This window comes from Micromonospora sp. NPDC005298 (assembly GCF_040607375.1).
In the GTDB taxonomy this organism is placed as follows: domain Bacteria; phylum Actinomycetota; class Actinomycetes; order Mycobacteriales; family Micromonosporaceae; genus Micromonospora.
The window spans coordinates 56,233-78,806 of record NZ_JBEXGP010000006.1; the positions used below are offsets into that span (position 1 = coordinate 56,233).

At 74.3% G+C, this 22,574-nt stretch carries 21 protein-coding genes; 9 read left to right on the plus strand and 12 right to left on the minus strand.

The genetic code is table 11. The features are described 5' to 3' along the window. Positions 1-12 precede the first annotated feature (12 nt). The 5 genes from ABZS77_RS13470 to ABZS77_RS13490 all read right to left on the minus strand — a co-directional run bounded on the left by ABZS77_RS13470 (position 13) and on the right by ABZS77_RS13490 (position 6,452). The gene (locus ABZS77_RS13470) at positions 13-1,839 is read right to left on the minus strand and encodes an IucA/IucC family siderophore biosynthesis protein (RefSeq protein WP_354822093.1); all 1,827 of its coding nucleotides are present in this window, start codon (positions 1,837-1,839) and stop codon (positions 13-15) included. Next, the gene (locus tag ABZS77_RS13475; protein WP_354822096.1) at positions 1,836-2,414 is read right to left on the minus strand and encodes a GNAT family N-acetyltransferase; all 579 of its coding nucleotides are present in this window, start codon (positions 2,412-2,414) and stop codon (positions 1,836-1,838) included. The genes ABZS77_RS13470 and ABZS77_RS13475 overlap by 4 nt, the downstream gene beginning before the upstream one ends. Next, positions 2,411-3,688 (minus strand): lysine N(6)-hydroxylase/L-ornithine N(5)-oxygenase family protein, encoded by a 1,278-nt coding sequence (locus tag ABZS77_RS13480; RefSeq protein WP_354822099.1) that lies wholly within the window; start codon positions 3,686-3,688, stop codon positions 2,411-2,413. Before ABZS77_RS13480 ends, ABZS77_RS13475 begins: the two co-directional genes overlap by 4 nt. A gap of 35 nt (positions 3,689-3,723) precedes the next feature. After that, entirely contained in the window at positions 3,724-5,262 is a 1,539-nt protein-coding gene (locus tag ABZS77_RS13485) for an aspartate aminotransferase family protein (protein ID WP_354822102.1), read from the minus strand. Between the two features lie 158 nt (positions 5,263-5,420). Beyond that, positions 5,421-6,452, minus strand: coding sequence for an ABC transporter substrate-binding protein (locus ABZS77_RS13490; protein WP_354822105.1), 1,032 nt, complete (start codon positions 6,450-6,452; stop codon positions 5,421-5,423). A gap of 230 nt (positions 6,453-6,682) precedes the next feature. On the opposite strand from ABZS77_RS13490, the gene ABZS77_RS13495 reads away from it, so the two are divergent. From ABZS77_RS13495 to ABZS77_RS13515, 5 genes are read left to right on the plus strand one after another with little or no spacing between them, the layout of a single operon-like run. Continuing rightward, complete coding sequence (locus ABZS77_RS13495) at positions 6,683-7,633, plus strand: iron chelate uptake ABC transporter family permease subunit (protein WP_354822446.1); 951 nt, start codon at positions 6,683-6,685, stop codon at positions 7,631-7,633. Further along, the gene (locus tag ABZS77_RS13500; protein WP_354822108.1) at positions 7,630-8,658 is read left to right on the plus strand and encodes an iron chelate uptake ABC transporter family permease subunit; all 1,029 of its coding nucleotides are present in this window, start codon (positions 7,630-7,632) and stop codon (positions 8,656-8,658) included. Before ABZS77_RS13495 ends, ABZS77_RS13500 begins: the two co-directional genes overlap by 4 nt. Positions 8,659-8,687: 29 nt before the next feature. Next, positions 8,688-9,500 carry an ABC transporter ATP-binding protein gene (locus ABZS77_RS13505; protein ID WP_354822111.1) on the plus strand — a complete coding sequence of 271 codons (813 nt, stop codon included), beginning with the start codon at positions 8,688-8,690 and terminating at the stop codon, positions 9,498-9,500. After that, a complete protein-coding gene (locus tag ABZS77_RS13510; RefSeq protein ID WP_354822114.1) occupies positions 9,497-11,551 on the plus strand; it encodes a penicillin acylase family protein in 2,055 nt (684 codons plus the stop codon). The genes ABZS77_RS13505 and ABZS77_RS13510 overlap by 4 nt, the downstream gene beginning before the upstream one ends. Beyond that, entirely contained in the window at positions 11,541-12,098 is a 558-nt protein-coding gene (locus tag ABZS77_RS13515; protein WP_354822117.1) for a GNAT family N-acetyltransferase, read from the plus strand. Before ABZS77_RS13510 ends, ABZS77_RS13515 begins: the two co-directional genes overlap by 11 nt. Positions 12,099-12,140: 42 nt before the next feature. On the opposite strand, the gene ABZS77_RS13520 is transcribed toward ABZS77_RS13515, so the two are convergent. The 3 genes from ABZS77_RS13520 to ABZS77_RS13530 all read right to left on the minus strand — a co-directional run bounded on the left by ABZS77_RS13520 (position 12,141) and on the right by ABZS77_RS13530 (position 14,688). Then, positions 12,141-12,749 (minus strand): bifunctional 4-hydroxy-2-oxoglutarate aldolase/2-dehydro-3-deoxy-phosphogluconate aldolase, encoded by a 609-nt coding sequence (locus ABZS77_RS13520; protein ID WP_354822120.1) that lies wholly within the window; start codon positions 12,747-12,749, stop codon positions 12,141-12,143. Continuing rightward, entirely contained in the window at positions 12,730-13,761 is a 1,032-nt protein-coding gene (locus ABZS77_RS13525; protein ID WP_354822123.1) for a sugar kinase, read from the minus strand. Before ABZS77_RS13525 ends, ABZS77_RS13520 begins: the two co-directional genes overlap by 20 nt. Before the next feature lie 87 nt (positions 13,762-13,848). Continuing rightward, the gene (locus ABZS77_RS13530; protein ID WP_354822126.1) at positions 13,849-14,688 is read right to left on the minus strand and encodes a S1 family peptidase; all 840 of its coding nucleotides are present in this window, start codon (positions 14,686-14,688) and stop codon (positions 13,849-13,851) included. Positions 14,689-14,852: 164 nt separating this feature from the next. On the opposite strand from ABZS77_RS13530, the gene ABZS77_RS13535 reads away from it, so the two are divergent. Continuing rightward, positions 14,853-16,040 carry a low temperature requirement protein A gene (locus ABZS77_RS13535; protein WP_354822129.1) on the plus strand — a complete coding sequence of 396 codons (1,188 nt, stop codon included), beginning with the start codon at positions 14,853-14,855 and terminating at the stop codon, positions 16,038-16,040. A 9-nt stretch (positions 16,041-16,049) separates the two neighbouring features. Here ABZS77_RS13535 and ABZS77_RS13540 read toward each other — a convergent pair whose 3' ends face one another. Continuing rightward, entirely contained in the window at positions 16,050-16,622 is a 573-nt protein-coding gene (locus ABZS77_RS13540; RefSeq protein WP_354822132.1) for a nucleosidase, read from the minus strand. Positions 16,623-16,773: 151 nt separating this feature from the next. On the opposite strand from ABZS77_RS13540, the gene ABZS77_RS13545 reads away from it, so the two are divergent. Further along, on the plus strand, positions 16,774-17,205 hold the full coding sequence (locus ABZS77_RS13545) for a Rieske (2Fe-2S) protein (protein WP_354822135.1): 432 nt from the start codon (positions 16,774-16,776) through the stop codon (positions 17,203-17,205). 9 nt (positions 17,206-17,214) lie between these two features. On the opposite strand, the gene ABZS77_RS13550 is transcribed toward ABZS77_RS13545, so the two are convergent. Further along, positions 17,215-19,881 (minus strand): Hsp70 family protein, encoded by a 2,667-nt coding sequence (locus ABZS77_RS13550; protein ID WP_354822138.1) that lies wholly within the window; start codon positions 19,879-19,881, stop codon positions 17,215-17,217. A 69-nt stretch (positions 19,882-19,950) separates the two neighbouring features. Continuing rightward, positions 19,951-20,073 carry a hypothetical protein gene (locus tag ABZS77_RS13555; RefSeq protein ID WP_354822141.1) on the minus strand — a complete coding sequence of 41 codons (123 nt, stop codon included), beginning with the start codon at positions 20,071-20,073 and terminating at the stop codon, positions 19,951-19,953. A gap of 120 nt (positions 20,074-20,193) precedes the next feature. On the opposite strand from ABZS77_RS13555, the gene ABZS77_RS13560 reads away from it, so the two are divergent. Both ABZS77_RS13560 and ABZS77_RS13565 read left to right on the plus strand, forming a co-directional pair. Continuing rightward, on the plus strand, positions 20,194-20,889 hold the full coding sequence (locus ABZS77_RS13560; RefSeq protein WP_354822144.1) for a response regulator transcription factor: 696 nt from the start codon (positions 20,194-20,196) through the stop codon (positions 20,887-20,889). Continuing rightward, positions 20,882-21,895: a HAMP domain-containing sensor histidine kinase gene (locus ABZS77_RS13565; RefSeq protein ID WP_354822147.1), complete on the plus strand. Its 1,014-nt coding sequence runs from the start codon at positions 20,882-20,884 to the stop codon at positions 21,893-21,895. The genes ABZS77_RS13560 and ABZS77_RS13565 overlap by 8 nt, the downstream gene beginning before the upstream one ends. 11 nt (positions 21,896-21,906) lie before the next feature. Here ABZS77_RS13565 and ABZS77_RS13570 read toward each other — a convergent pair whose 3' ends face one another. Beyond that, positions 21,907-22,530 carry a class I SAM-dependent methyltransferase gene (locus ABZS77_RS13570; RefSeq protein ID WP_354822448.1) on the minus strand — a complete coding sequence of 208 codons (624 nt, stop codon included), beginning with the start codon at positions 22,528-22,530 and terminating at the stop codon, positions 21,907-21,909. Positions 22,531-22,574 lie beyond the last annotated feature (44 nt).

Sequence of the window (22,574 nt, forward strand, 5' to 3'; positions counted from 1 at the left end):
CCGCCGGCCCTGTCACCGGGCGGTCGGGGCGTGGGCGGCCAGCGGATTGGTCAGGGTGCCGACGAACTGGAGCGCGGCCGACGGGTCCGCCAGGTCGACCATCTGCTGGTTGTCGCGCAGCTGGAGCCGGTTCAGGCAGGACAGCGTGAACTCCGGCGCGAACAGGTCGTAGTGCCGGACCCTCTCGGCCAGGTGCGGGACCCGCTCGAAGTAGTCGGCCGCGCAGGCCGCCACCGTCCGCCAGAAGTCGTCCTCGGCGAGTGCGCCGGCCTCGACCAGCACCGCGCTGAGGTGCCGCAGGAAGCAGTCCACCACGTCGGTGAAGATGCTCAGCAGCTTCGTGTCGTCGGGCACGTCGACCCGGCCCCGCTCCACCGCCTCCGGCAGCTCGACGTCGGCGCTCATCACCGCGATCTCCTCGGCGATGTCCTTGAAGATCACCCGTACGACGGTGTCCCGCTCGTCGAGGACCAGGATGACGTTCTCGCCGTGCGGCATGAAGGCCAGGTCGTGGGCGTAGAAGCTGTGCAGCAGCGGGGTCAGGTACGCGTCCAGGTAGCGGCGCAGCCACCTGTCGGCGGGCAGCCCCGAGCGGTCGATCAGGGCCGCCGCCAGGGAACCGCCGTCGTCGTCCACGTGCAGCAGCGCGGCCATCGTGGACAGCCGCTGCCCCGGCGCCAGGTCGGGCACCGGGCTCTCCCGCCACAGGGCGGCCAACATCTTGCGGTACGGGGAGGTGCGCTCGGTGGCCGCCTCGTACTGCCGGTGCCGGTAGCCGACCGCCGCCCGCTCCCGGATCACGGTCAGCCCGGTGCCGGCCAGCACCTCGTCCCCGGCGATCAGGTCGGCCAGCCAGTCGTTGATGGCCGGGGTGGCCGCCATGTACGCGGCGGACAGTCCACGCATAAAGCCCATGTTCAGCACCGACAGCGCGGTCTTGACGTAGTGCCGGCGCGGCGCGGTGACGTTGAAGAAGGTGCGGATGGACTGCTGCGCGAGGTACGCGTCCGGCCCGGGGCCGAGGTGCACCAGCCGACGCTCGGCCAGCTCACCAGCGAAGGTGACCGCCAGCTTGTTCCACCACTGCCACGGGTGCGCCGGGATCAGGTGGTAGTCGGCGAGGTCCAGGCCGAGACCGGCCATCGTGGCCGCGAACCGGGCCCGGGTCGGCGCGTCCAGTTCACTCTCGATGAGGGTGTCGTAGCCGAGGTCGGCGGCGCTGCTGAAGGTGGAGTGGTCCCGGTGCGCGGCAAGCCACTCCAGCCGGACCGCCTCGGCGGCCTCCGGGGCGTAGCGGTGGTACTCGTCGACGCCGAAGCCGAGCCGGCCGTTGTTGGCCACGAAGCACGGATGCCCCTCGGTCATCGACGTCTCGATGGTCTGGAAGTCCGCCCCGGCCAGCTCGGCGGCGCTCGGCCCGGAACGCGCCAGCTTGTACGCGGTGCCGGCGAGCGTGGAGGTGATCTCCTCCAGGTAGACCGGCAGCACCCGTGCGGAGAGCCCGAGGGCGCCGCGCAGCTCGACGATCAGGTCCACCGCGTCCGGCGGCAGCGACACTCCGTCGCGGTGCCGGGTGATGCTGTCCGCGTCGATCTGCCAGTGCGCCAGGGCCAGCACCCGGGCCGCGAACCGGTAGGTGACCGTGCCGTCGTCGCTGCGGACCTCGTACCACTGCCGGTCGTCGTCGCCCGGCACGGGCTCCGGGCTGAGCAGACGTTCGTGGGTGAACTCGGCGAGCGCCTTGCGCACCAGCAGCCGGTTCGCCCGGGCCCAGCGCCGTGGGGTGAGATGCCCGACCGGGTCGGCGACGGCGGGGGTCGGGACGGCGGTGGCGGTCACGCCTGGGCTCCTTCGAGGTTGGTGAGGGCAGCGTGGAACTGGGCGCGGGTGCAGACGCTGAGCAGGGCGTCCTTCTCGGGTTTCGCGATCGGGCCGACGACCTCGAAGCCGACGGCGGCGTTCACCGCGTGCACGGCGGTGTTGCGCACGTCCGGCTCGACCACCACCCGCGCCGTGGCGGGGTCGGCGAAGAGCCACGCCATGACGGTGGCGAGCACCGCCCGGGTGAAGCCGTGCACCGGAGCGTCGACCGGCGCGCAGAGGAAGTGCATGCCCACGTCGCCGGGCTGGTGGTCGTACCGGCCAACCAGCTCGACGTACGCCGGGTCGTAACGCTCGGCGAGGAAGGCCGGCCGGCCCCGCCACAGGCCGAGGTACGCGTCGTGGTGCGGGTGCGCGGCGATCCGCCGGTACTCCTCGGCCACCTCGGCCTCGTCGGCGTCCCGCATGAGCCAGAACGACGCCTTCGGGTGGGTCACCCAGCCGTGCAGCAGCGCGGCGTCGGCGTCCGGGTCGAGGGTACGCAGCGCGAACTCGCCGAGCCGGTCGTCGACGCGGCTGAAGACGCCTGTCACGACGGCACCCCGAACTCCTGGAAGGTGATGCTCTTCTCGATCGGGTAGTGCTCCCGGCCGAGCAGCTCACGGATGATCCACGAGTTGCGGTAGGCGCCCATGCCCAGGTCGGGCGAGGTGATGCTGTGCGTGTGGGTGCCCGCGTTCTGTAGGAAGATCCCCCGCCCGGTGTGGTCGACGCTGTAGTTGCGGGCCACGTCGAACCGGCCGTGGGAGTCCCAACGGATCCGGTCGGACACCGGGTCGAGGAAGGACGGCACCTGGTAGCGGTAGCCGGTGGCGAGGACGAGACCCTCGGTCCGCAGGGCGAAGTCGCGTTCCTGCTCCACCTGCCGCAGCCGCAGCGCGTACGCGCCGTCGCGGTGCTCGGCGCCGACCAGCTCGGTGTTGGTGAGCAGTCGGGTGTTCACCGGCCCGTTGACGCTGTGCGCGTAGAGCTGGTCGAAGATGTCGTTGATGAGGTCGGCGTTGATCCCCTTGAACAGGCCCTTCTGCTCGGCCTCCAGCCGGTAGCGGGTCCCCTCGGGCAGCGCGTGGAAGTAGTCCACGTAGTCCGGTGAGGTCATCTCCAGCGTCAGCTTGGTGTATTCGAGGGGGAAGAACCGGGGCGAACGGGTCACCCAGTTGAGCTGGTAGCCGTACCTGTCGATGTCGCCGAGCAGGTCCTGGTAGATCTCCGCGGCGCTCTGCCCGCTGCCGACCACGGTGATGCTCCGCTTGGTGCGCAGGGCGTCCCGGTTCTCCAGGTAGCGCGAGTTGTGCACGGCGTCGCCGGGCAGGCCGGCGACGGCGTCGGGCAGGTGCGGCGGGGTGCCGGTGCCGAGCACCAGGTGCCGGGCCCGGTACTCGACGCTCTCCCCCGCGCCGGTGGCGGCACGCACCACGTACCTGTCGTCGGCGGCGTCGAACTCCACTGTGGTGACGGTCTGACCGAAGCGCAGGTTCGGCAGTTTCGCCGCCGCCCACCGGCAGTACGCGTCGTACTCGCTGCGCAGCGGGTAGAAGCTCTCCCGGATGTAGAACGGGTAGAGCCGGCCGTTCTCCTTGAGGTAGTTGAGGAAGGAGTACGGCGAGGTCGGGTCGGCGAGGCTGACCAGGTCGGCTATGAACGGGGTCTGCAACCGGGCCGACTCCAGCAGCATGCCGGGGTGCCAGGCCAGGCTCGGGCGGGCCTCCAGGAACACGCCGTCCAGCTCGTCGATCGGCGCCGTGAGACAGGCCAGACCCAGGTTGTACGGGCCGAGCCCGATGGCGATGAAGTCGTGGGTGGACATCGGAGTCTCCAGGCGCGGGTTCGGGGTCACCGGCGTCAGCCGACGGGGCAGATCAGGTCGGCGGTGGCGTGGTCGTGCACGTACCGGCCGGCGTGGGTCGCGATCAGGTCCAGCACGTGGCCGACGTCGTCGACGGTGGTGGCCGGGTTGAGCAGGGTGAACTTGAGAAAGTGCCGGCCGTCCACCCGCGTACCGGCGACCACGGCGAGGCCGGACGCCGCCAGGGCCTCGCGGGCGTGCAGGTTGGCGGCGTCGGCCAGCTCCCGGCCCGGCCCGGTGGGCAGGTAGCGGAAGACCACGGTGCTCAGCTGCGAGCGGGTGACCACCTCGAAGCGGGGGTCCTCGTCGACCAGCCGCCACGCGTCGGCGGCCCGGTCGACCACCTCGTCGAAGAGCGCGCCGAGCGCGTCCGGGCCCATCACCCGCAGCGTCAGCCACAGCTTCAACGCGTCGAAGCGGCGGGTGGTCTGCAGGCTCTTGTCGACCTGGTTGGGGATGCGCTGCTCCACCATCCGCGCCGGGTTGAGGTAGTCGGCGTGGTAGGTGGCGTGCCGCAGCACCCGCCGGTCGCGGACCAGCAGGGCGCTGGAGCTGACCGGCTGGAAGAACGACTTGTGGTAGTCGACGGTCACCGAGTCGGCCCGCTCGATGCCGTCGAGCAGGTGCCGGCGCGTCGGCGAGACGAGCAGACCGCAGCCGTACGCGGCGTCCACGTGCAGCCACACGCCCGCCGCCGCGCAGATCCCGGCCAGCTCGGCGAGCGGGTCGATGGAGCCGAAGTCGGTGGTGCCGGCGGTGCCGACGACGGCCATCACCACCAGTCCGGACTGCCGGCACCTGGCGATCTCGTCGCGGACCGCGCACGGGCGGATCCGCCGAGCGGCGTCGGTGGGGACGGCGATCACCGCGTCCGGGGAGAGTCCGAGCAGCTTGGCGGACTTCTGCACGCTGAAGTGACCGGCCGCCGAGGTGAGCACCCGCAGCCGGGGCAGCAGCTCGGCGCGGGCCGCCGGGCCGAGCGCGTCGACGCACGCCTCCTCCCGGGCCAGGAGCAGCGCCTGGAGGTTGGACTGGCTGCCCCCGCTGGTGAACACCCCGTCGGCGTGCGGGCCGAGGCCGATCCGCCGGGCCGTCCAGTCGATCAGGCGCCGTTCGATGAGGGTGGCTCCGGCGCTCTGGTCCCAGGTGTCGAGCGACGAGTTCACGGCGCTGAGCACGGCCTCGCCGAGCAGCGCCGGGATGACCACCGGGCAGTTGAGGTGGGCGAGGTAGCGGGGATGGTGGAACCAGACGGCGTCGCGCAGGTAGACGTCCTCCAGCTCGTCCAACGCGGCTCCGGCGTCACCCAGCGGCCGGTCCAGGTCCACGCCGTCGACAAGCGGCGCCAGTTCGGCGGGCGTGACACCGGTGCCGGGCCGGTCCACGTCGGTCACCCGGCGGGCGACCCGGTCGACGCCGGCGGCGATCGCCTGCCGGTACTGCTCGACGGAGCCCTGGTGCAGCAACTGTGCCCGCGCGGCCGCCGGCGCTGTCGGCGGCGCGGTGGTCTCGACGGGGTACGTCGGCACGGTCACGGATGTCCTCCACGTTCTCGACGATGGGCAGCCGGGACCCACCCCCGGCGCGTGGTCACGCCGGGGGTCGTGCTGCCTTGCGATGGGGACCGCCCCCCAGGCGGCCAGCGGAGCGACTCCGCGTCGCCGGTGGGCCGGCGGCGGAGTCGCTCCGGGCGTCAGCTGAGCTTCTTCGCGTTCCGGATGGCGGTGGCGAGGTTCTCCAGCAACGGCGCGGCGCCGGCGTACGAGAAGCGGGGCACCGCGTCCCACGGGGTCACCTGGTTGGCCTTGACCGCCGGCAGTTGCTGCCAGGTCGGCTTGGCGGCGAGGTCCTTGGGCTGCAGGGCGGTGCTGCGGTTGTCCAGCAGGATCAGGTCGGCCGGGAACTTGCCGGTGTTCTCCCAGCTCAGCGCCTCGAAGTAGTCGCCGGCCTCGAGCTTGGTCGGAATGACGATGTCGACGCCCAGCTCGGCGAAGTACATGAGGTCGGTGCTGACCTTGGGGTTGGAGACGTAGAACAGGTCGGGGCTGCCGGAGCAGGCCATCACCTTGATGCCGGGGTTGGCCTTGACCGCCTGCCGGACCGCCTCGGCGGCGGCGTCGAAGCGGGTCTTCGCGTCGGTGACCTTCTTCGCCGAGAGGTCGGCGCCGAGTGACTCGGCGAGCGCGGCGTACCGCTCGATGGGCTTGGTCATCGGCACCCGGGCGGTGGTGACCGCGACGCTGGGCGCGAGCGGAAGGATCTTGTCCTTGCTCTCGTCCGGCACGTACCAGAGGGCGTCCGGGTCGTACATGTGGGTGACCAGCAGCTCGGGACGCAGCGCCGCGTACTTCTCCAGGCTGAACTCGCCCCACACGTTGCCGATGATCTCCACGGCCTCGACGTTCAGGTCGCCCGCCTGCGGGTCGACGGTGCCGTCGGTGCGCTTGGTCTCGCCGAACACGCCGACGAGCTGCTTGTCGAGACCGAAATCGACCAGAGCGGCCGCCACCCCGGTGAACGCCACCACCCGGCTCGGGCGGGCCGCCGCCTCGATCTTCTTACCGCGGTCGTCGGTGAACGACCAGGGGCCGCCCCCGGTGTTGGCGGGGGCCTTGGCGGCATCGTCCTTGCCGCAGCCGGCGAGGAGGGCGGCAAGCGTGGCGGCGCCACCGGCGGCCAGCAGGCCACGACGAGAGAGGCGACGGGAGGAGAGCGCATCGGGCATGGTGTCGTCTTTCGATCAAGGGAGGGTCGGGGTCGACCAGGACAGCGCGGTTAGGTTAGCCTAACCTCGGTCATTGTCAACAGCGGTACCGACGTGTCGCCACAACTCCGGAGCCCACACTGGACGCCACACCCACCGTCACCAGAGCGGCGCCACCGGTGCCGCCACGGTCCACGGCCCCTCCCCCGGTGCGGCGCCGGGCGGCCCGCGCCGCCGGGCTCCTCGGCGCCGTGGCACTGCTCGGCGTGATCCTGCTGCTCAGCATCGCCGTCGGCGCGAAGTCGCTGCCGCTCGCCGACGTCTGGTCCGGTCTCCTGCACCGCGACGCCACCGAGTACGCCGTCGTACACCGGATGCGCCTGCCGCGTACCCTGCTCGGGCTCCTCGCCGGCACCGCCCTCGGCGTGGCCGGCGCGATCATGCAGGCCCTCACCCGCAACCCCCTGGCCGACCCCGGGCTGCTCGGCATCAACGCCGGCGCGTCCGCCGCCGTCGCCACCGCCGCCGCCTTCCTGGGCGTCACGGCCATCGGCGGGTACGTCTGGTTCGCGCTGCTCGGCGCGGCCGTGGTCACCGCGCTCGTCTACGCGGTGGGCGGCGGACGCGGCGCCACCCCCGCCCGCCTGGCACTGGCCGGGGCGGCGCTGAACGCCACCCTCTACTCGTACGTGAGCGCGGTGATGCTGCTCGACACCGCCTCGCTGGACCGGCTGCGGTTCTGGACCGTCGGCTCGCTGGCCAGCGCGGACGCGGCGACGGTGACACGAGTCGCGCCCTTCATCCTGGTCGGGCTGCTGGTGGCCCTGGCCGCCGCGCGCCCGCTGAACGCCCTCGCGCTCGGCGACGATACGGCCCGTGCCCTGGGTGCCCGGCCGGCGCTGATCCGCGCCGCCGTGATCGTCGCGGTCACCCTGCTCTGCGGCGCGGCGACCGCCGCCTGCGGCCCGATCGTGTTCGTCGGCCTGCTGGTGCCGCACCTCGTACGCGCGCTGACCGGCCCCGACCTGCGCTGGCTGCTGCCCTACTGCGCGGTCCTCGCGCCGGTGCTGCTGCTCGGCGCCGATGTGCTCGGCCGGGTGCTGGGCCGCCCGGGTGAGCTACAGGTCGGCATGGTGACCGCCGTGCTCGGCGGCCCGCTCTTCCTCTGGCTGGTCAGCCGATCGCGGGTGGCGCACCCGTGAGCGTTCTCCGTACCCCCGGCGGTCTCTCGGTGCGGTTCCGCCCCCGCGCGCTGGCCGTCGGCGCCGGCGCCGCCCTGCTCGCTGCCGGGCTCGGCCTGGTCGCCGTCGGCAGCGGCGACTACCCGATGGGCCCGGCCGACGTGCTGCGCACCCTGACCGGCGGCGGCACCCCGGCGGAGCAGTTCATCGTGACCGAGCTGCGGCTGCCCCGACTGGTCACCGCCCTGCTGGTCGGCGCGGCCCTGGCGCTGGCCGGCACGATCTTCCAGTCGCTGGTCCGCAACCCGCTGGGCAGCCCCGACATCCTCGGCTTCACCCAGGGCGCGTCGACAGGCGCGCTGGTGGTGGTCGTCCTCGGCGGCGGCAGCCTGGCCCTCGCCGGCGCGGCGGTCGTCGGTGGGCTCGCCACCGGCCTGGTGATCTACGCGCTCGCCTGGCGGCGCGGCGTGCACGGCTACCGGCTCATCCTGGTCGGCATCGGCGTGGCCGCGATCCTCACCGGCGTCAACGGGTACCTGCTGACCCGGGCGCCGCTGATGGACGCCGCCCGCGCGGTGCTCTGGCTCACCGGCAGCCTGGACGGGCGCGGATGGGCCAACGCCGGCCCGCTGCTCGCCGTCACGGCCGTGCTGGCGCCGCTGGTCCTGTTCGGCTGCGCCCCGGCACTACGGATGATGGAGCTGGGTGACGACACCGCGAGCGCCCTCGGTGTGCCGGTACGCCGGCTGCGCCTGGTGCTGCTCGCCTCGGCGGTGCTGCTGGTGTCGTTCGCGGCGGCCGCCGCCGGGCCGGTGTCGTTCGTGGCGCTCGTCGCGCCGCACGTCGCCAGACGGCTCACCCGAGCGCCCGGCCCCAACCTGCTGCCGTCGATGGCGGTCGGCGCGGCGCTGCTGGTCGGCGCCGACCTGCTGGCCCAGCGCGCGTTCGCCGGGCACCAACTCCCGGTCGGCGTGGTGACCGGAGTGATCGGCGGCGGCTACCTGGTCTGGCTGCTGGCCGTCGAACGCCGGGCGGGTCGGCTGTGACCACCCGCGACCCCCTCGAAGGAGCACCCATGCACCCCGGCAGCACCCGGCTCGGCGGCACCGCGCTGACGCTCGCCTACGACCGGCGCGTCATCGCCGAGAACCTGACCGTGGCCGTTCCGGACCAGTCGTTCACGGTGATCATCGGCCCGAACGCGTGCGGCAAGTCGACACTGCTGCGCGCGCTGTCGCGGATGCTGCGCCCGAGCGCCGGCGCGGTGCTGCTGGACGGGCGGGACATCCACGACCGGTCCGCCCGCAGCGTGGCCCGCACCCTCGGCCTGCTGCCGCAGTCGTCGATCGCGCCGGACGGCATCAGCGTCGCCGAGCTGGTCGCCCGGGGCCGCTACCCCCACCAGGGTCTGCTGCGGCAGTGGTCCCGCGAGGACGAGCGGGTGGTCCAGGAGTCGATGGCCGCCACCGGGGTCGACGACCTCGCCGACCGGCTGGTCGACGAGCTGTCCGGTGGGCAGCGGCAGCGGGTGTGGCTGGCCATGGCGCTGGCCCAGCAGACCCCGCTGCTGCTGCTCGACGAGCCCACCACGTACCTGGACATCGCCCACCAGATCGAGATCCTGGACCTCTGCGCCCGGCTGCACGAGGAGCAGGGCCGCACCCTGGTCGCGGTGCTGCACGACCTCAACCACGCGGCCCGCTACGCCACCCACCTCATCGCCATGCGCGACGGTCGGGTGGTCGCCGCCGGCGACCCGGCGACGGTGGTCACCGCGGACCTGGTCCACGAGGTGTTCGGGCTGCCCTGCCGGGTGATCGACGACCCGGAGACCGGCACACCGCTCGTCGTCCCGGCCGCCCGCCGCCGCGCCACCGAGCCGGCGTGAGCGCGCGCCGGTTCCGCGACCCGTGGGGCGTGCCGCACCTGCGCGCCGACGACCCACTGGCGCTGGCAGCCGAGCAGGGCCGGGTGACCGCGTACGACCGGGCGTGGCAGATCGAGGTGGAACGGCACCGGGCCCGGGGCACCAGCGCGGCCTTCCTCGGCGCCGACGCGTTCGCCTGGGACCGGTTCGCACGGCAGGTACGCCTCGACGACACCGCCCGGCGCTGCCACGCCGCCCTCGACGCGGCGACCGCCGAGTGGGTGGGCGCGTACGTGGCCGGGGTGAACGCCGGCCTGACCGCCGGGGCCGCCCGGGCACCGGAGTTCGCCGCCACCGGGCTCGCCCCGGGCCGGTGGGAGCCGTGGACGCCGCTCGCGGTCTGGCTGGGCCACCACATCCTGTTCGCCGGGTTCCCGAGCAAACTCTGGCGCGCCCACGTGGCACGGCAGCTCGGGCCGGACGCGGTCGACGCGTTCGCCACCGACGGGCCGTCCGTCGCCGGGAGCAACGGGTGGCTGCTGGACGCCGGGCGCACCGGCACCGGCGCGGCGCTGCTCGCCGGCGACCCGCACCGGTTCATCGAGAACCCCGGCGTCTACCAGCAGATCCGGTTGGCCTGCCCGGAGTACGACGTGGTGGGGCTGGCGGTGCCGGGCGTGCCGGGCATCGCCCACTTCGGCCACACCGGCGCGGTGGCCTGGGCGATCACCAACGCGATGGCCGACTACCAGGACGTGTACGCCGAGCGGCTGCGCCGCGACGGCCCCGGGGTGTGGGCGCTCGGCCCGGACGGCTGGCGGCCGGCGTACCGGCACGTCGAGACGGTCGAGGTGGCCGGGGCGTCGCCGGTCGAGGTCGAGGTGCTGGAGACCGACCGGGGTCCGGTGATCGCCGGCGGACCGGACGAGCCGACCGCGCTGAGCCTGCGCTACCCGCCCCGGGTCCGCGCCGAGCTGGGCTTCGCCGCGTTGCCGGAGCTGCTGCGCGCCCGCACGGTGACCGATGTGGACCGGGCGCTGCGGCACTGGGTCGAGCCGGTCAACGTGGTGCAGGCGGCGGACACCGCCGGTGGACTGCTGCACCGGGTTGCGGGAGCGGTGCCGGTCCGACACCCGGACAACGGCCGGCGGATCGTCCCCGCCTGGGAGGCGCGGCACGCCTGGCGGGGCTGGCACGCGCCGATGCCCCGCGCCGAGGTCAGCGGGCAGGCGGTGATGGCCAACGAACGCGGGTTGGCCGCACCGCTCGGCGTCGAGTTCGCCGCGCCGCACCGCGCGCGCCGGATCGCCGAGCTGCTCGCCGCCGACCGGGACTGGACGGCCCAGCGGATGGCCGCCGTGCACACCGACACGTACCTGGCCTCGGCCGGGCCGCTGCTCACGGTGCTCGCCGACCTGACCGGGCTCGATCCGGACGCCGCCGCGCTGCGCGACCGGCTGCTGCGCTGGGACCGCCGGATGACCGCCGACAGCGCCGAAGCCGCCGACTTCGCCACGCTGCGGGCCGCCGTCGTACGCCGGATCGCCGCCCACCCGGCCCTCGCGGCGCTGGCCGAGCCGCCCGCGTACCCGGCGGTGTTCGCGCCCTGGCTGGCGCTGACGCCGCGGGTCGGGTTCGCGCTGGAGCACCTGCTCGACGGCACCCGGCTGCCCGGCGTGGACATGGCCGCGCTTGTCGGCGCGGCCCTCGCGGAGGTGTCCGGCACGGCGGACGGATCCACGCTCTGGGGTGATCTGCACCGGCTGGCGCCCTGGCGGGCGCTGCCCGACCCGGACGCCGGACCGGGTCCCCGGCTCGACGGCGACCACGACTGCGTACTGTCCACATCGAGCGTGCCCGGGGTCACCCACCGTTGCCTGCGAGGCCCGGCGGCCCGGTTCGTCTGGGACCTGGCGCGGCGCGAGGACAGCCGCTGGGTGGTCCCGCTGGGCGCGTGCGGGGTGCCCGGCGACCCGCACCACGACGACCAGAGCGCCGCCTGGCTGGCCGGCGAGCTGCTGCCGGTGACCACGAACTGGGACCACCTCGTCGAGGAGACCGATGGACACTGACCGCCACCACCACCGGCGCGACATCAGCGGCTTCGGGGTGGTCACCATCCGCCCGGTGCGCCCGCACGAGGACGTGGACCTGCTGCACGACTGGGTCACCCAGGAGCGGGCCCGCTTCTGGGGGATGCGCGACGCCAGCCGCGAGCGGGTACACGAGATCTACGCGTACCTCGACTCGCTGGACACCCACCACGCGTACCTGGTGCACCGCGACGGCGTGCCGGTCGCGCTGGCGCAGACCTACCAGCCCGAGGCCGACCCGGTCGGCGAGTGCTACGACGTACGCCCCGGCGACATCGGCGTCCACCTGCTCGTCGGGCCGCCGGTGACGGTGGAGCGCGGATTCACCGGCGCGCTGTTCGGCGCGATCCTCGACTTCGTCCTCACCGACCCGGGTCGGCTGCGGGTCGTGATGGAACCGGACGCCCGCAACGACCGCGCCATCAACCGGTTCCTGCGCGCCGGGTTCCGGCCCGGACCCCTGATCGACCTGCCGGAGAAGCGCGCCCGGCTGCTCTTCCTCGACCGGCCGGCGACCACCGGCTGACCGCACCTGACCGCCGCCGGCCGGAACGGCGCGGTCGGCGGCTCAGCGCGGGTGGTTTGCCAGCTTGGCCAGCGCGTCGAGCTGGCTGGGGTCGGACAGGGCCGAGCCCACGGCCGCCACCCGCACGCCCGCGTCGAGGAACGCGGCGGCGTTGCCCGCGTCGAGGCCGCCGGTGGCGACGAAGCGCAACTGCGGCAGGGGGCCGGCGACCGCCCGGAACCAGGCCGGCCCGAGGGAGATCGCCGGGAACGCCTTGAGCCACGTGAGGCCGTGCCGCAACGCCTGCTGCGCCTCGGTCGGCGTGGCCACGCCGGGAAGGTGGGGCAGGCCGCGCGCGGCGGCGGCGTCGGCGACGGCGAGGTCGAGACCGGGCGCGACGGTGAACGCGGCGCCCGCGTCGGCCGCCGCCGCGACCTGCTCGCCGTCGAGCACGGTGCCGGCCCCGACGATCCGGCCGCGTTCGGCGCCGGCCTCGACGGCGGCCCGCAGCGCCGGCACCGCGTCGGGCGTCGCCACCGGGACCTCCACCACGTCGATGCCGAGGTCCCAGGCGCGTACGGCGAGCCGGACGGTCTCGGCCACCGGCAGGCCGCGCAGGATCGCCATCACCCTTGCGCCGCCGAAGATCTCGTCAAAGTCCGTCGTCGTCATGGTCCACTCCATCCGAGGTCAGGTCCAGTGGTGACCACGCGTCGTCGGGGGCGTCGAGCAGGCGCTCGAACCACGACCACGATGGCAGCGCCGCGTTGTCGCCGATGCTGCCCAACGCCTGCGCGGCGACGAGATGACCGAGGCGCAGCCGCCGCGCCGGGTCGAGGTCACGCAGCAGCCCGGCCAGGTAGCCGCCGGCGAACGCGTCCCCGGCCCCGACCGGCTCCACCACCGTCACCCGGGGCGCCGGCACGAAGACCGGCTCGGCGTCACGGTACAGCGCGGTGGCGCCCACCGCGCCGTCCTTGACCACCACCGTGTGCGGGCCGGGCAGCAGCCGGCGTACCGCCGCCGGGTCGGCGGTACCCCACAGGGTGTACGCCTCGTCCTGACCGACGAAGACGAGGTCACTGCGGTCGGCGAGGTCACGCAACACCGGCGCGGCCCGCTCGGCCGGCCAGAGCCGGGCCCGGTGGTTGACGTCGAAGCTGACGAGCGCGCCCGGCAACGGCCGGTCGCTCACCGCGTGCTCGGCCAGCGCCCGGCAGGTCGCCGAGAGCGCCGGGGTGATCCCGGACAGGTGCAGCACCCGGGCACCGGCAAGCGCGGGGTCGGCCAGCGCACCGGTGTCCATCCGGGAGGCCGCCGAGCCGGCCCGGTAGTAGTGCACGGCGGTACCCGCCGGGCCGGGGTCCTTCACGTACAGGCCGGTGGGGGCGGCCGGGTCGACCCGTACGGAGTCCACGCGTACGCCGGCGGCGGCGACGTGCCGGACGACGGCCCGGCCGAACGGGTCGTCACCGACCCGACTCACCCAGGTCACCCGGTGCCCGAGCCGGGCCAGGTATCCGGCCACGTTGGACTCCGCGCCCCCGACCGACACGGCGACCTGCGCGGCATCTTCGAGCGGCTCACCGGGCGCCGGGCAGAGCACCACCATGGTCTCCCCCACCGCCGCCACCTCGACCGGCGCCGGGCCGCTCGGACGGTCGGGCCGAAGGTCCGATGGCATGGGGGCGCACGTCCTCACGGGCAGGGGGCCGGGGCGCCACCGAGCCTAGGACCTGTCGCGCGCGGCCGGCAAGCCGTCCCGCCGGGATCAGGGCAGGGTCAGCCCGTACGCGGCGAGCACCTCCGTGATCGGCTGGTAGTAGCTGGTGCCACCAGAGGTGCAGTTGCCGCTGCCCCCGGAGAGGATGCCGATGATGGTGCCGGTGGACGCCACGTACAGCGGGCCGCCGCTGTCACCCGGTTCGGCGCAGATGTTGGTACGGATCAGGCGGTAGACCACGCCCTCGGCGTAGTTGACCGTCTGGTTGAGCCCGGTGACGGTGCCGCAGCGCACCCCGGTCGTGACGCCGCTGCGGCACACCGCCTGCCCCACGTACGCGTTGCCGGCGCCGTAGACGGTGAGCAGTCCGGGGTAGGTGTAGACGGCGCTGGGATGGGCGATCCGGCCGGTGTACCTGATCAGCCCGTAGTCGTTGTTCGGGAAGCTGGTGGCGGTGCGGGTGCCGAGCACGGTGGTCTGCGCGCTGTCGGCGTACCAGGTGCCGACGGCGGCGGTGCAGTGCCCGGCGGTGATCACGTAGTAGGTGCTGCCGCTGCGCACGTTCGCGCCGAGCGAACAGCGGGCGCCGCCGCCGTAGATGCCCTGACCGGCGGCGATCAGGGTCCGCAGCGTTCCGGGCTCGTGGCGCAGCAGCGCGCCGGCCCGGTCGGCCACCGCCCGCAGGGCCGCCAGGTCGGCGGGGGCGACCGTGTCGTCGACGGTGAGGGTCATCCGCCCGGTGGCGGGGTCGAGGCCCCAGGCGGTGCCCGCCGTGCGGACCCCCGCCAGCGCGGCGGCGGACCGGTCGGGGACGCCGGCCCGCGCCGCGCCGGGCGCGACGAGCACGAGGACGGTCAGGACGAGGGCGACGAGCGGGGAGCGGCGCATCCGAACCTCCGCAGAGATCGAGATATGTGGATGCAGCAAGCATCGCCCGGTGGCCGGTGTCATGGCAACCTCGCGCCCACGGCACACCTGCGGGATTCGCCGATCCTCGGACGGGCGCGACCGACGCCGCCGATAATTCCGAGGGACACGGCGGGAGGCCGGGCATGACCACCAGAGGTAACCCGGCGTTGGTCCGCCGTCTGGACGGGTCGACCCGGGCCACGCTGCTGGAGCTGCTCTTCGACGTGGTCTTCGTGGCCGCGCTCGCGCAGACCTCCAAGCTCCTCGCCGACCAGGACTCCTGGACGCGCATCCCGGCCGTGTTGCTGATGCTGACGGCGATCTGGTGGACCTGGTCGGTCACCTCCACCACGACCGAGTTCTACGACCCCCAGCAGCGCCCCATCCAGGCCATCCTGATGGTCGCCATGGCAGGGTCGGTGGGGATGGCGGCATCGCTGCCGATGGTCACCAGAGGGCAGGCCACGGCCTTCGCCCTCGCCTACGTCGGCACCCACGTGGTGCGCGGCATCGTCCTGGTCGGCACGTTGTACCGTCAGCAGCACCGCTCGGCCATGGCGCGCGCCACCCGGTTCCTGTTCTGGTTCCTGGTGTCCGGCGTCCTATGGATCATCGGCGCGGTGACCGACGCCAACCGGTGGTGGATCTGGATCACCGCGATCGCGATCGATCTGGTCTCCGCGGCGGCGCGCTACCCCACACCGTGGCTCGGCCGGGTGCCCCTGAACCAGTACGACCGGACCACCGCGCACCTCGGCGAGCGGTACCAGCAGTTCGTCATCCTGGCCCTCGGCGACATCATCCTGGTGCCCACCCTGGAACTCAGCCGCAGCGAATTCGACCGCCTCAGGATCACCGCCCTGCTCTGCGCGTTCGCCATCATGCTGCTGCTCTGGCAGATCTACGTCTATCGGGCCGGCGAGCTGCTCGAGACCGCGGCCGCGTCGGTGCCCGGCCGGTCCACCCGGATCGCTCCGTACACCCATCTGGTGCTGCTGGTCGGCGTGCTCGTCACGGCCGCCTCCTTCGACCTGGTCGTCGACCGTCCGACCGGGACCACCCCGGCACGGTGGCTGATGTTGATCATCGGCGGACCGCTGGTGTTCGTGCTCGGCCGGGCCCTGTTCACCTATCTGCTGTCCGGCCGCGTGCCGTGGGGGCGGGTGGCGTCGCAACTGCTGCCCCTGCTGCTGCTGCCCTGGGCCGGCGGCTGGCCGCCGGTGCTGGTCACCGGAATCGTGGCCCTCGCCCTGGCCTGGCACGTCCTGCTCCCCAGGAGCGGCGGCCGGGAGACCAGGCGAGGGCTCGGACCGCGACGGCCGGCCGGATGACCCCGGCCGTCAGGCGAGGTGCCGACCGGCCCAGTCGGCGAGGTCCCGCGCGCAGGCGTCCACCGACTCCTTCCAGGTCCGGGCCGCGCCGTCGCCCGCCTCGTCGCTGACCTGCTTGACCAGCCGGCACGGCACGCCGGCCTGCGCGGCGGCCCACGCCACCGCGTACCCCTCCATGTCCACCAGATCGGCCCGCTCCGCCAACCGGTCCCGCGCGTCGTCGTCGGCCACGAACGTGTCACCGGTGGCCAGCACCGCGCCCTCGGCGGCCAACGCCAGCGGCGCCCCGTAGGTCTCGCCGGTGAGCGTGCGCAGCAGGGTCGTGTCCAGGTCGTGCTGGAGCACCGTGGCGATCTCGTGGATGCCCGCCCACCCCGGCCGCAGCGCACCGGCCGTGCCCAGGTTGAGCAGCAGGCTCGGGCGCGGCCCCGCGGCCAGCACCGCCGACACCGCGCTGGCGGCGTTGACCTTGCCCATGCCGGTGAGCAGCACCGGCAGATCGGCCGGCAGGTAGCGGGCCTCCTCCCCCACGGCGAGCACCACCAGCGGACGATCGGCGCGGACCGTACCCCGAAGAATCACCGGAGCATCGTACGGGCCGCACCGTCGCCCACCGAGCGCACCCAGCCGCCGTCCAGCCCGCTCGCATCCCGCGTCCAGTCCGGTGGGGCAGGCTGGTCCGGCGAGCCAGCGGACGACGGCGGTCCGGGCCGCGACGAGAGAGGTGACGAGGGTGTACGACGGGCAGGAATTCCTCCGCGACAACCGCTGGTGCCTGAGCCGGCGCGCCCTGCTCACCGGGGCCGGCGCGGTCGGCGCCGCCGGTCTGCTCAGCGCCTGCGGCGCCGGTGACGGCCCGACCGGTCAGGTGGCCGCCACGGCGGGAACCGTGCTGGCCCGTACCGCAGACGTCCCGGTGGGCGGAGGCACGGTGACCGGCGGGGTGCTGGTCGTCCAACCGGAGGCCGGCACGTTCAAGGCGTACGACGCGACCTGCCCGCACCAGGGCGTACGGGTCGGCGCGCCCACCGACGGGGTGATCACCTGCCCCGCGCACAACTCCACGTTCGCGGTCGGTGACGGCGCCCGCCTCGGCGGTCCCGCGACCCGAGGGCTCACCGAGATCCCGATCACGGTCGACGGCACGACGATCGTCCGGGCCTGACCCGCCCGGTCACTCGTCCGCGAAGCGGTACAGCACGAAGTCCGTCTCGGCGCCGCAGACGATGACCCGGGTGTTCCACGAGCACGACGCACTGCGGACGTCCTGGAGCTCGCCCAGCTCGTCGACCGTGCCGGACCCGGCCCACACGCCGGCCAGCACCCGGTTGTCCGCGACCGTGCTGGGCGCCGTGGCGAACACCAGCAGGTTGCCGGCGTCGAGTCGGGCCGCCACGCCACCCCGATCGCGCAGCACGGGCTTGCCGGCGGCGTCGAAGAGGGTGACGGTGGGCTTCGGGTACTCCCGTTGGGCGAGGATCCGCTCGCCGAACGGGATCACGCTGGTCACCCCCGGCGCGGACCAGCGGATCGCGCGTTCACCCTCGGTGGCCGCCACCACCTCGGTCCGCTCGGCCTGACCGCCCGGCACCTGCACCAGACAGGCCCGCCGTTCGCCGCAGGCCACCAGCTCCTTCGGGCGGTACTCGTCGTCCCCGGACCGGAAGAGGACCACCGGCTCCGCGTCGGAGCCCAGGTCGTACGACAGCAACTGGTACCCGGCGTCGTTGGCGGCCACGTACAGGCGGTCCTCGTGTGCCACCACCAGGTCGTCGAGGTCGGCGACGCTGCCCCACTGACGCACGACGGCGCCGGAGGCCATGTCGATCAGCCGCACCGAGCGGTCCGCGCCGACCTGCACGAGCCGTCGCCCCTTGCCCGCCCACGGGTCGCGGGGTGTGCCGTCGAGGAACGCCGGGCCGCCGGCCGCCTCGTCGGTGCCGACCGGCCGCACGACGGTCCGGACGCCGCCGTACTGGTCGGTGGGGCTGGGCGTGGTCCACGCCTGGTCGCCGTCGCGCAGACGCAGACCGACAAGCCGGTTGGCGGCCCGGTCCACCAGCACCGCCGTGTCGTCGGAGAAGAAGACGTCGTCGTCGCCGCGGACCGACCGCTGCCAGCGCTGGGCGCCCGACCGACCGTCGAGGACGGCCAGCGGCCGGGCGGTGCTGTCGCCCGGGGCGTCGCCGAGGACGGCCACCGCGCCGGGCAGCGCGATCAGCGCCTTCCAGTCGCCGGCGGTGACGTCGGTAGCCCTGCGCCACAGCTCGTCGCCGGTGCCCGCGTCGACGGCCACCACCTCCAGCCGGTCATCGGGCAGCGGGTAGCCGAGGTAGGCCCGGTCACCGAGGACCGCCGTCCACATGGCGGCCGGCCGTTCGCTGCCGGCCTCCGGGCGGGACAGCTCGCGCAGCGACCCGAACTCCAGGTCCGGATAGCGGTCCCGGGTGAGGTACAGCGTCGCCGCGGTCACCACGCCGGCCAGGGCGAGCACCGCCACGGGCACCATCCAACGCGCCCGCCGCCAGCGCGACCCGCCGACCGCCGGTGAGGGCGGACCCGGCCACGGCGGCGGGGGTACGGGCGCCGGAGCGGGCGGTGACATCGCGGGCGCGGCGCCGGGCGGTGGGGCGGCCGCAGCGACACCGGGCGGTGAGGCCGCCGCAGCGACACCGGGCGGCCCGGCGTACGCCGGCTGCGCCCGACGCAGCGGAAGGTCGGTCAGCGCGCCCTCGGCCACCGGCAGCTCCGGCTGGTCCAGCACCGTCGGCGCCACCCCCAGCTCGCTGTGCAGCATCCGGGCCACCAGCGGGATCCGGGACGAACCGCCGACCAGGAACAACCCGGCGAGCTGGTCCGGGCGCAACCCGGCGGCGGCGATCACCTCCCGGGCACGCTCCACCGCCCGGCGCAGCAGCGGGGTGGCGACGCGTTCCACGTCGGCCCGGGTCAGCTGCACCGCGTCGGGCACCCCCGGCACCGCGACCGGCGCCACCACGGCACGGGACAGCGTCTCCTTGGCACCCCGTACCTCGTCCCACAGCCGGACCTGGTCGCGGCGTTGCACCGCGTCCGCTGGCTGGACCAGCCTGGCCCACCGCGCGGCGTGCCGCTCACCGACCAGCTCCCCCACCCGCCGCACCAGCGCGGCGTCGAGGTCCAGGCCACCCAGGTCGGGCAGCCCGCCGTCGGCGACCACGCGGAAACCCGAGTCACCCCACGGGTCGGCGCCCTCGTTGCGCAGCACCGCGACGTCGAGCGTCCCGCCGCCGAAGTCGAACACCGCGATCGCGCCGCCGACCGGCACCGGTCGGTGCAGCACCTGCGTGTAGTAGCGGGCCGCGGCCACCGGCTCGCGCAGCAATCGGGTGCCCGGCGGCGTCGGCCCGGCGAGCGTGTGCTCGGCGGCCTGCGGCCAGCCCGCCCGCAGCAACGCGTCGGCGAGCACCTGCCGGCGCGTCTCGTCCCAGGCCGCCGGGCAGGTCAGCACCGCCGGGGGCAGGAAACCCACGGTGTCCACGGCGGCCCGCGCCACAGTCGCCAGCACCGCCGCGAGCAGGTCCGCCGGCGGGTACGAGCGCTCGCCGAGCGGTACGGACGGCTCGTCCACGCGGCGCTTCGGGTTCGCCTCGAAGCGGGCCGGGTCGGCCAGCGCCAGCCGTCGCGCGTCCCACCCGGTGTGCAGGGTGCCGTCCGGGTCGGCGTACACGGCGGACGGGCTGACCGGCTGACCGTCCATCAGCAGCGGACGGGTCCGCCCGTCCGGCCAGCGCAGCACCGCGACCGTGTTGGACGTTCCGAGGTCGACGCCGAGGGCGAAACCCTCGTGCTGGCCTGCCATCTACCGATACCTCCGCCGCGACGAGGAAACTCGACCCCGCATCGTACGCAGGCCACGCCGCCCGGCTGATCACTCGGTCAGCTGCCGCACCCCGACGATCTGGCCACCGCTGGTCTCCCCGGTCGGGTGGAAACCGAGCGTCAGGTAGAACCGCTCCGGCCCGTGGGCCCCCGTCTCCCACGTCGTGTACACGCGATCCCATCCCCGGTCGCGCGCGGCCACCCTGTCGAGCGGCGGGACGTAAGAGGACCGCAAGATCTGCGCCGTCGTCGACCCCGTCGAGGCTGGCTAGGCTGGCCGGGGAGGTGGCCGGTGGCGCAGCGGGTGCTCGTGGTCGACGACGACCGGACCGTCAGCGACGTGGTCTGCCGCTATCTGGAGCACGCCGGGTACGACGTGAGCCACGTCGGGGACGGGCTCGCCGCCCTGGCGGCCGTCCGCGACCGGGCGCCGCATCTGGTGGTGCTTGATCTGATGCTGCCCGGGTTGGACGGGTTGCAGGTGTGCCGGCGGCTGCGGGAGCGGCCGGACGGCGTACCCATCATCATGTTGACCGCGCGCGGCGACGAGGCGGACCGGGTGCTCGGCCTGCAACTGGGCGCCGACGACTACCTGGGCAAGCCGTTCTCCCCTCGGGAGTTGGTGCTGCGTGTCGGTTCGGTGCTGCGCCGAGCCGGCGAGCCGTCATCCGGACCGCCGGCCGAGCTGCTGGCCGACGCCGGGTTGGAGGTAGCGACGGGGCCGCGGACCGCCCGACTGGATGGGCGCGAGCTGGCCCTGACGGTGCGGGAGTTCGACCTGTTGGCGCACCTGATGCGGCACCCCAGTCGGGCCTTTCGGCGCAGCGAGCTGCTGGAACGGGTGTGGGGTTGGCACTTCGGCGACGAGTCCACGGTGACCGTCCACGTGCGGCGGCTACGGGAGAAGATCGAGGACGACCCGGCCGAGCCGCGCCGGATCGTCACGGTCTGGGGCGTCGGCTACCGGTACGAGCCGGCCGATGCGTGACCTGGCGCTGATCTTCGCGGCGGCGCTCGCTGCGGCCCTCGGCGTGGGTCTGCTCGGGGCGTTGACCCTGCGGCTGCTGCGCGACCGGTCGATCACCGTGCACGTCTGCGTCCTGCTCACCATCACCGTCGCCGCCGTGGTCGCCGGGGTCGTGGTGGTCGCCCGGGCGATGTTCCTGTCCCCGCACGACCTCCAGGTCGTCCTGCTCACCGTCGCCGCGGCGGCGTCGGTGAGCCTCGCCGTCGGCTGGTACTTCGGGCGGCGGCTGGCCACGGCCGCGGTCTGGGCGGACCAGGCCCGCGAGCGGGAGCGGCGGGTCGAGAAGGGTCGCCGGGACCTGGTGGCCTGGGTGTCGCACGACCTGCGCACGCCGCTGGCCGGGCTGCGGGCGATGGCCGAGGCGCTGGAGGACCGGGTGGTCGACGATCCGGCGACGGTGGCCGAGTACCACAGGCGGATCCGCACGCAGACCGACCGGATGACACGCCTCGTCGACGACCTGTTCGAGCTGTCCCGGATCAACGCCGGGGCGTTGCGGCTGACGATGGCGGCGGTGCCGCTGGGCGAGGTGGTCTCCGACGCGTTGTCCGGGGCCGCGCCGCTGGCCGAGGCACGGCGCATCCGGCTGGTGGCCGCCGAGTCGGGGTGGCCCACCGTGCTGGCCAGCGAGCCCGAACTGGCCCGGGTGGTGGGCAACCTGCTGCTCAACGCGGTGCGCTACACCCCGAGCGACGGCACCGTCCGGGTGGACGCCGGGCGTGAACGCGACGCCGCCTGGTTGGCGGTCGCCGACACCTGCGGTGGCATCCCGGAGGGCGACCTGCCCCGGCTGTTCGACGTGGCGTTCCGGGGGGAGCCGGCCCGTACGCCCGACTCGGGCGGGGAGGGCTCCGGCGGGCTGGGGTTGGCGATCGTCCGGGGGCTGGTCGAGGCCCACGGTGGCCGGGTGGACGTGCAGAACGTGGTCGGCGGCTGCCGATTCGTGGTCCAGCTCCCGGCGGCCTGAGAGGCGGCCCGTCAGCGGTGGGGCGTCAGTTCGCCGAACCAGCGCCGGCCCCACCGGGACAGGTGCCGCACCACGAACCCCGCCGCGCCGGCGACCGGGTGCACGGCCCGTACGTCGAGGCGGGCCCAGCGGAACGCCGGGCCGAGCACCAGCCGCCCGGTCCCGTGTGCGGTGGCCACCCGGGCCTGGCCCTGCCACAGGCCGGCCCCGGGCGGCTCCAGCTCGACGAGCACGGTGCCCCCGGGCACCAGCAGGTCCCGGCACCGGCGGAGCAGGGCGACCGGGTCACCGCCGATGCCGATGTTGCCGTCGATCAGCACCGTGTGCGCCCACCGGCCCTCGCCGGGCAGCGGACCGAACAGGTCGCGGCGCAGCGCCACCGCGCCACGGGCACGGGTGAGCCGCACGGCCGTCGCCGACACGTCCACGCCGACCGCGGTGAGCCCGGCCCGGGTCAGCGCGACGGTGAGCCGGCCCGGACCGCAGCCGAGGTCGAGTGTCGGCCCGGCGCAGCGGGACACGAGCGCGGCGACCGCCGGCTCGGCGTCACCGTGCCAACGGCCCACCGGCAGGGCCCTGCGCACGCCGTCGCCGTCCAGCAGCCACCGCCGGTCGGCAGCCCGGTCGGCGAGCACGGCGGCGAACCCGTCCGCGCCGGCGCCTCCCGTCGGCTCCGGTA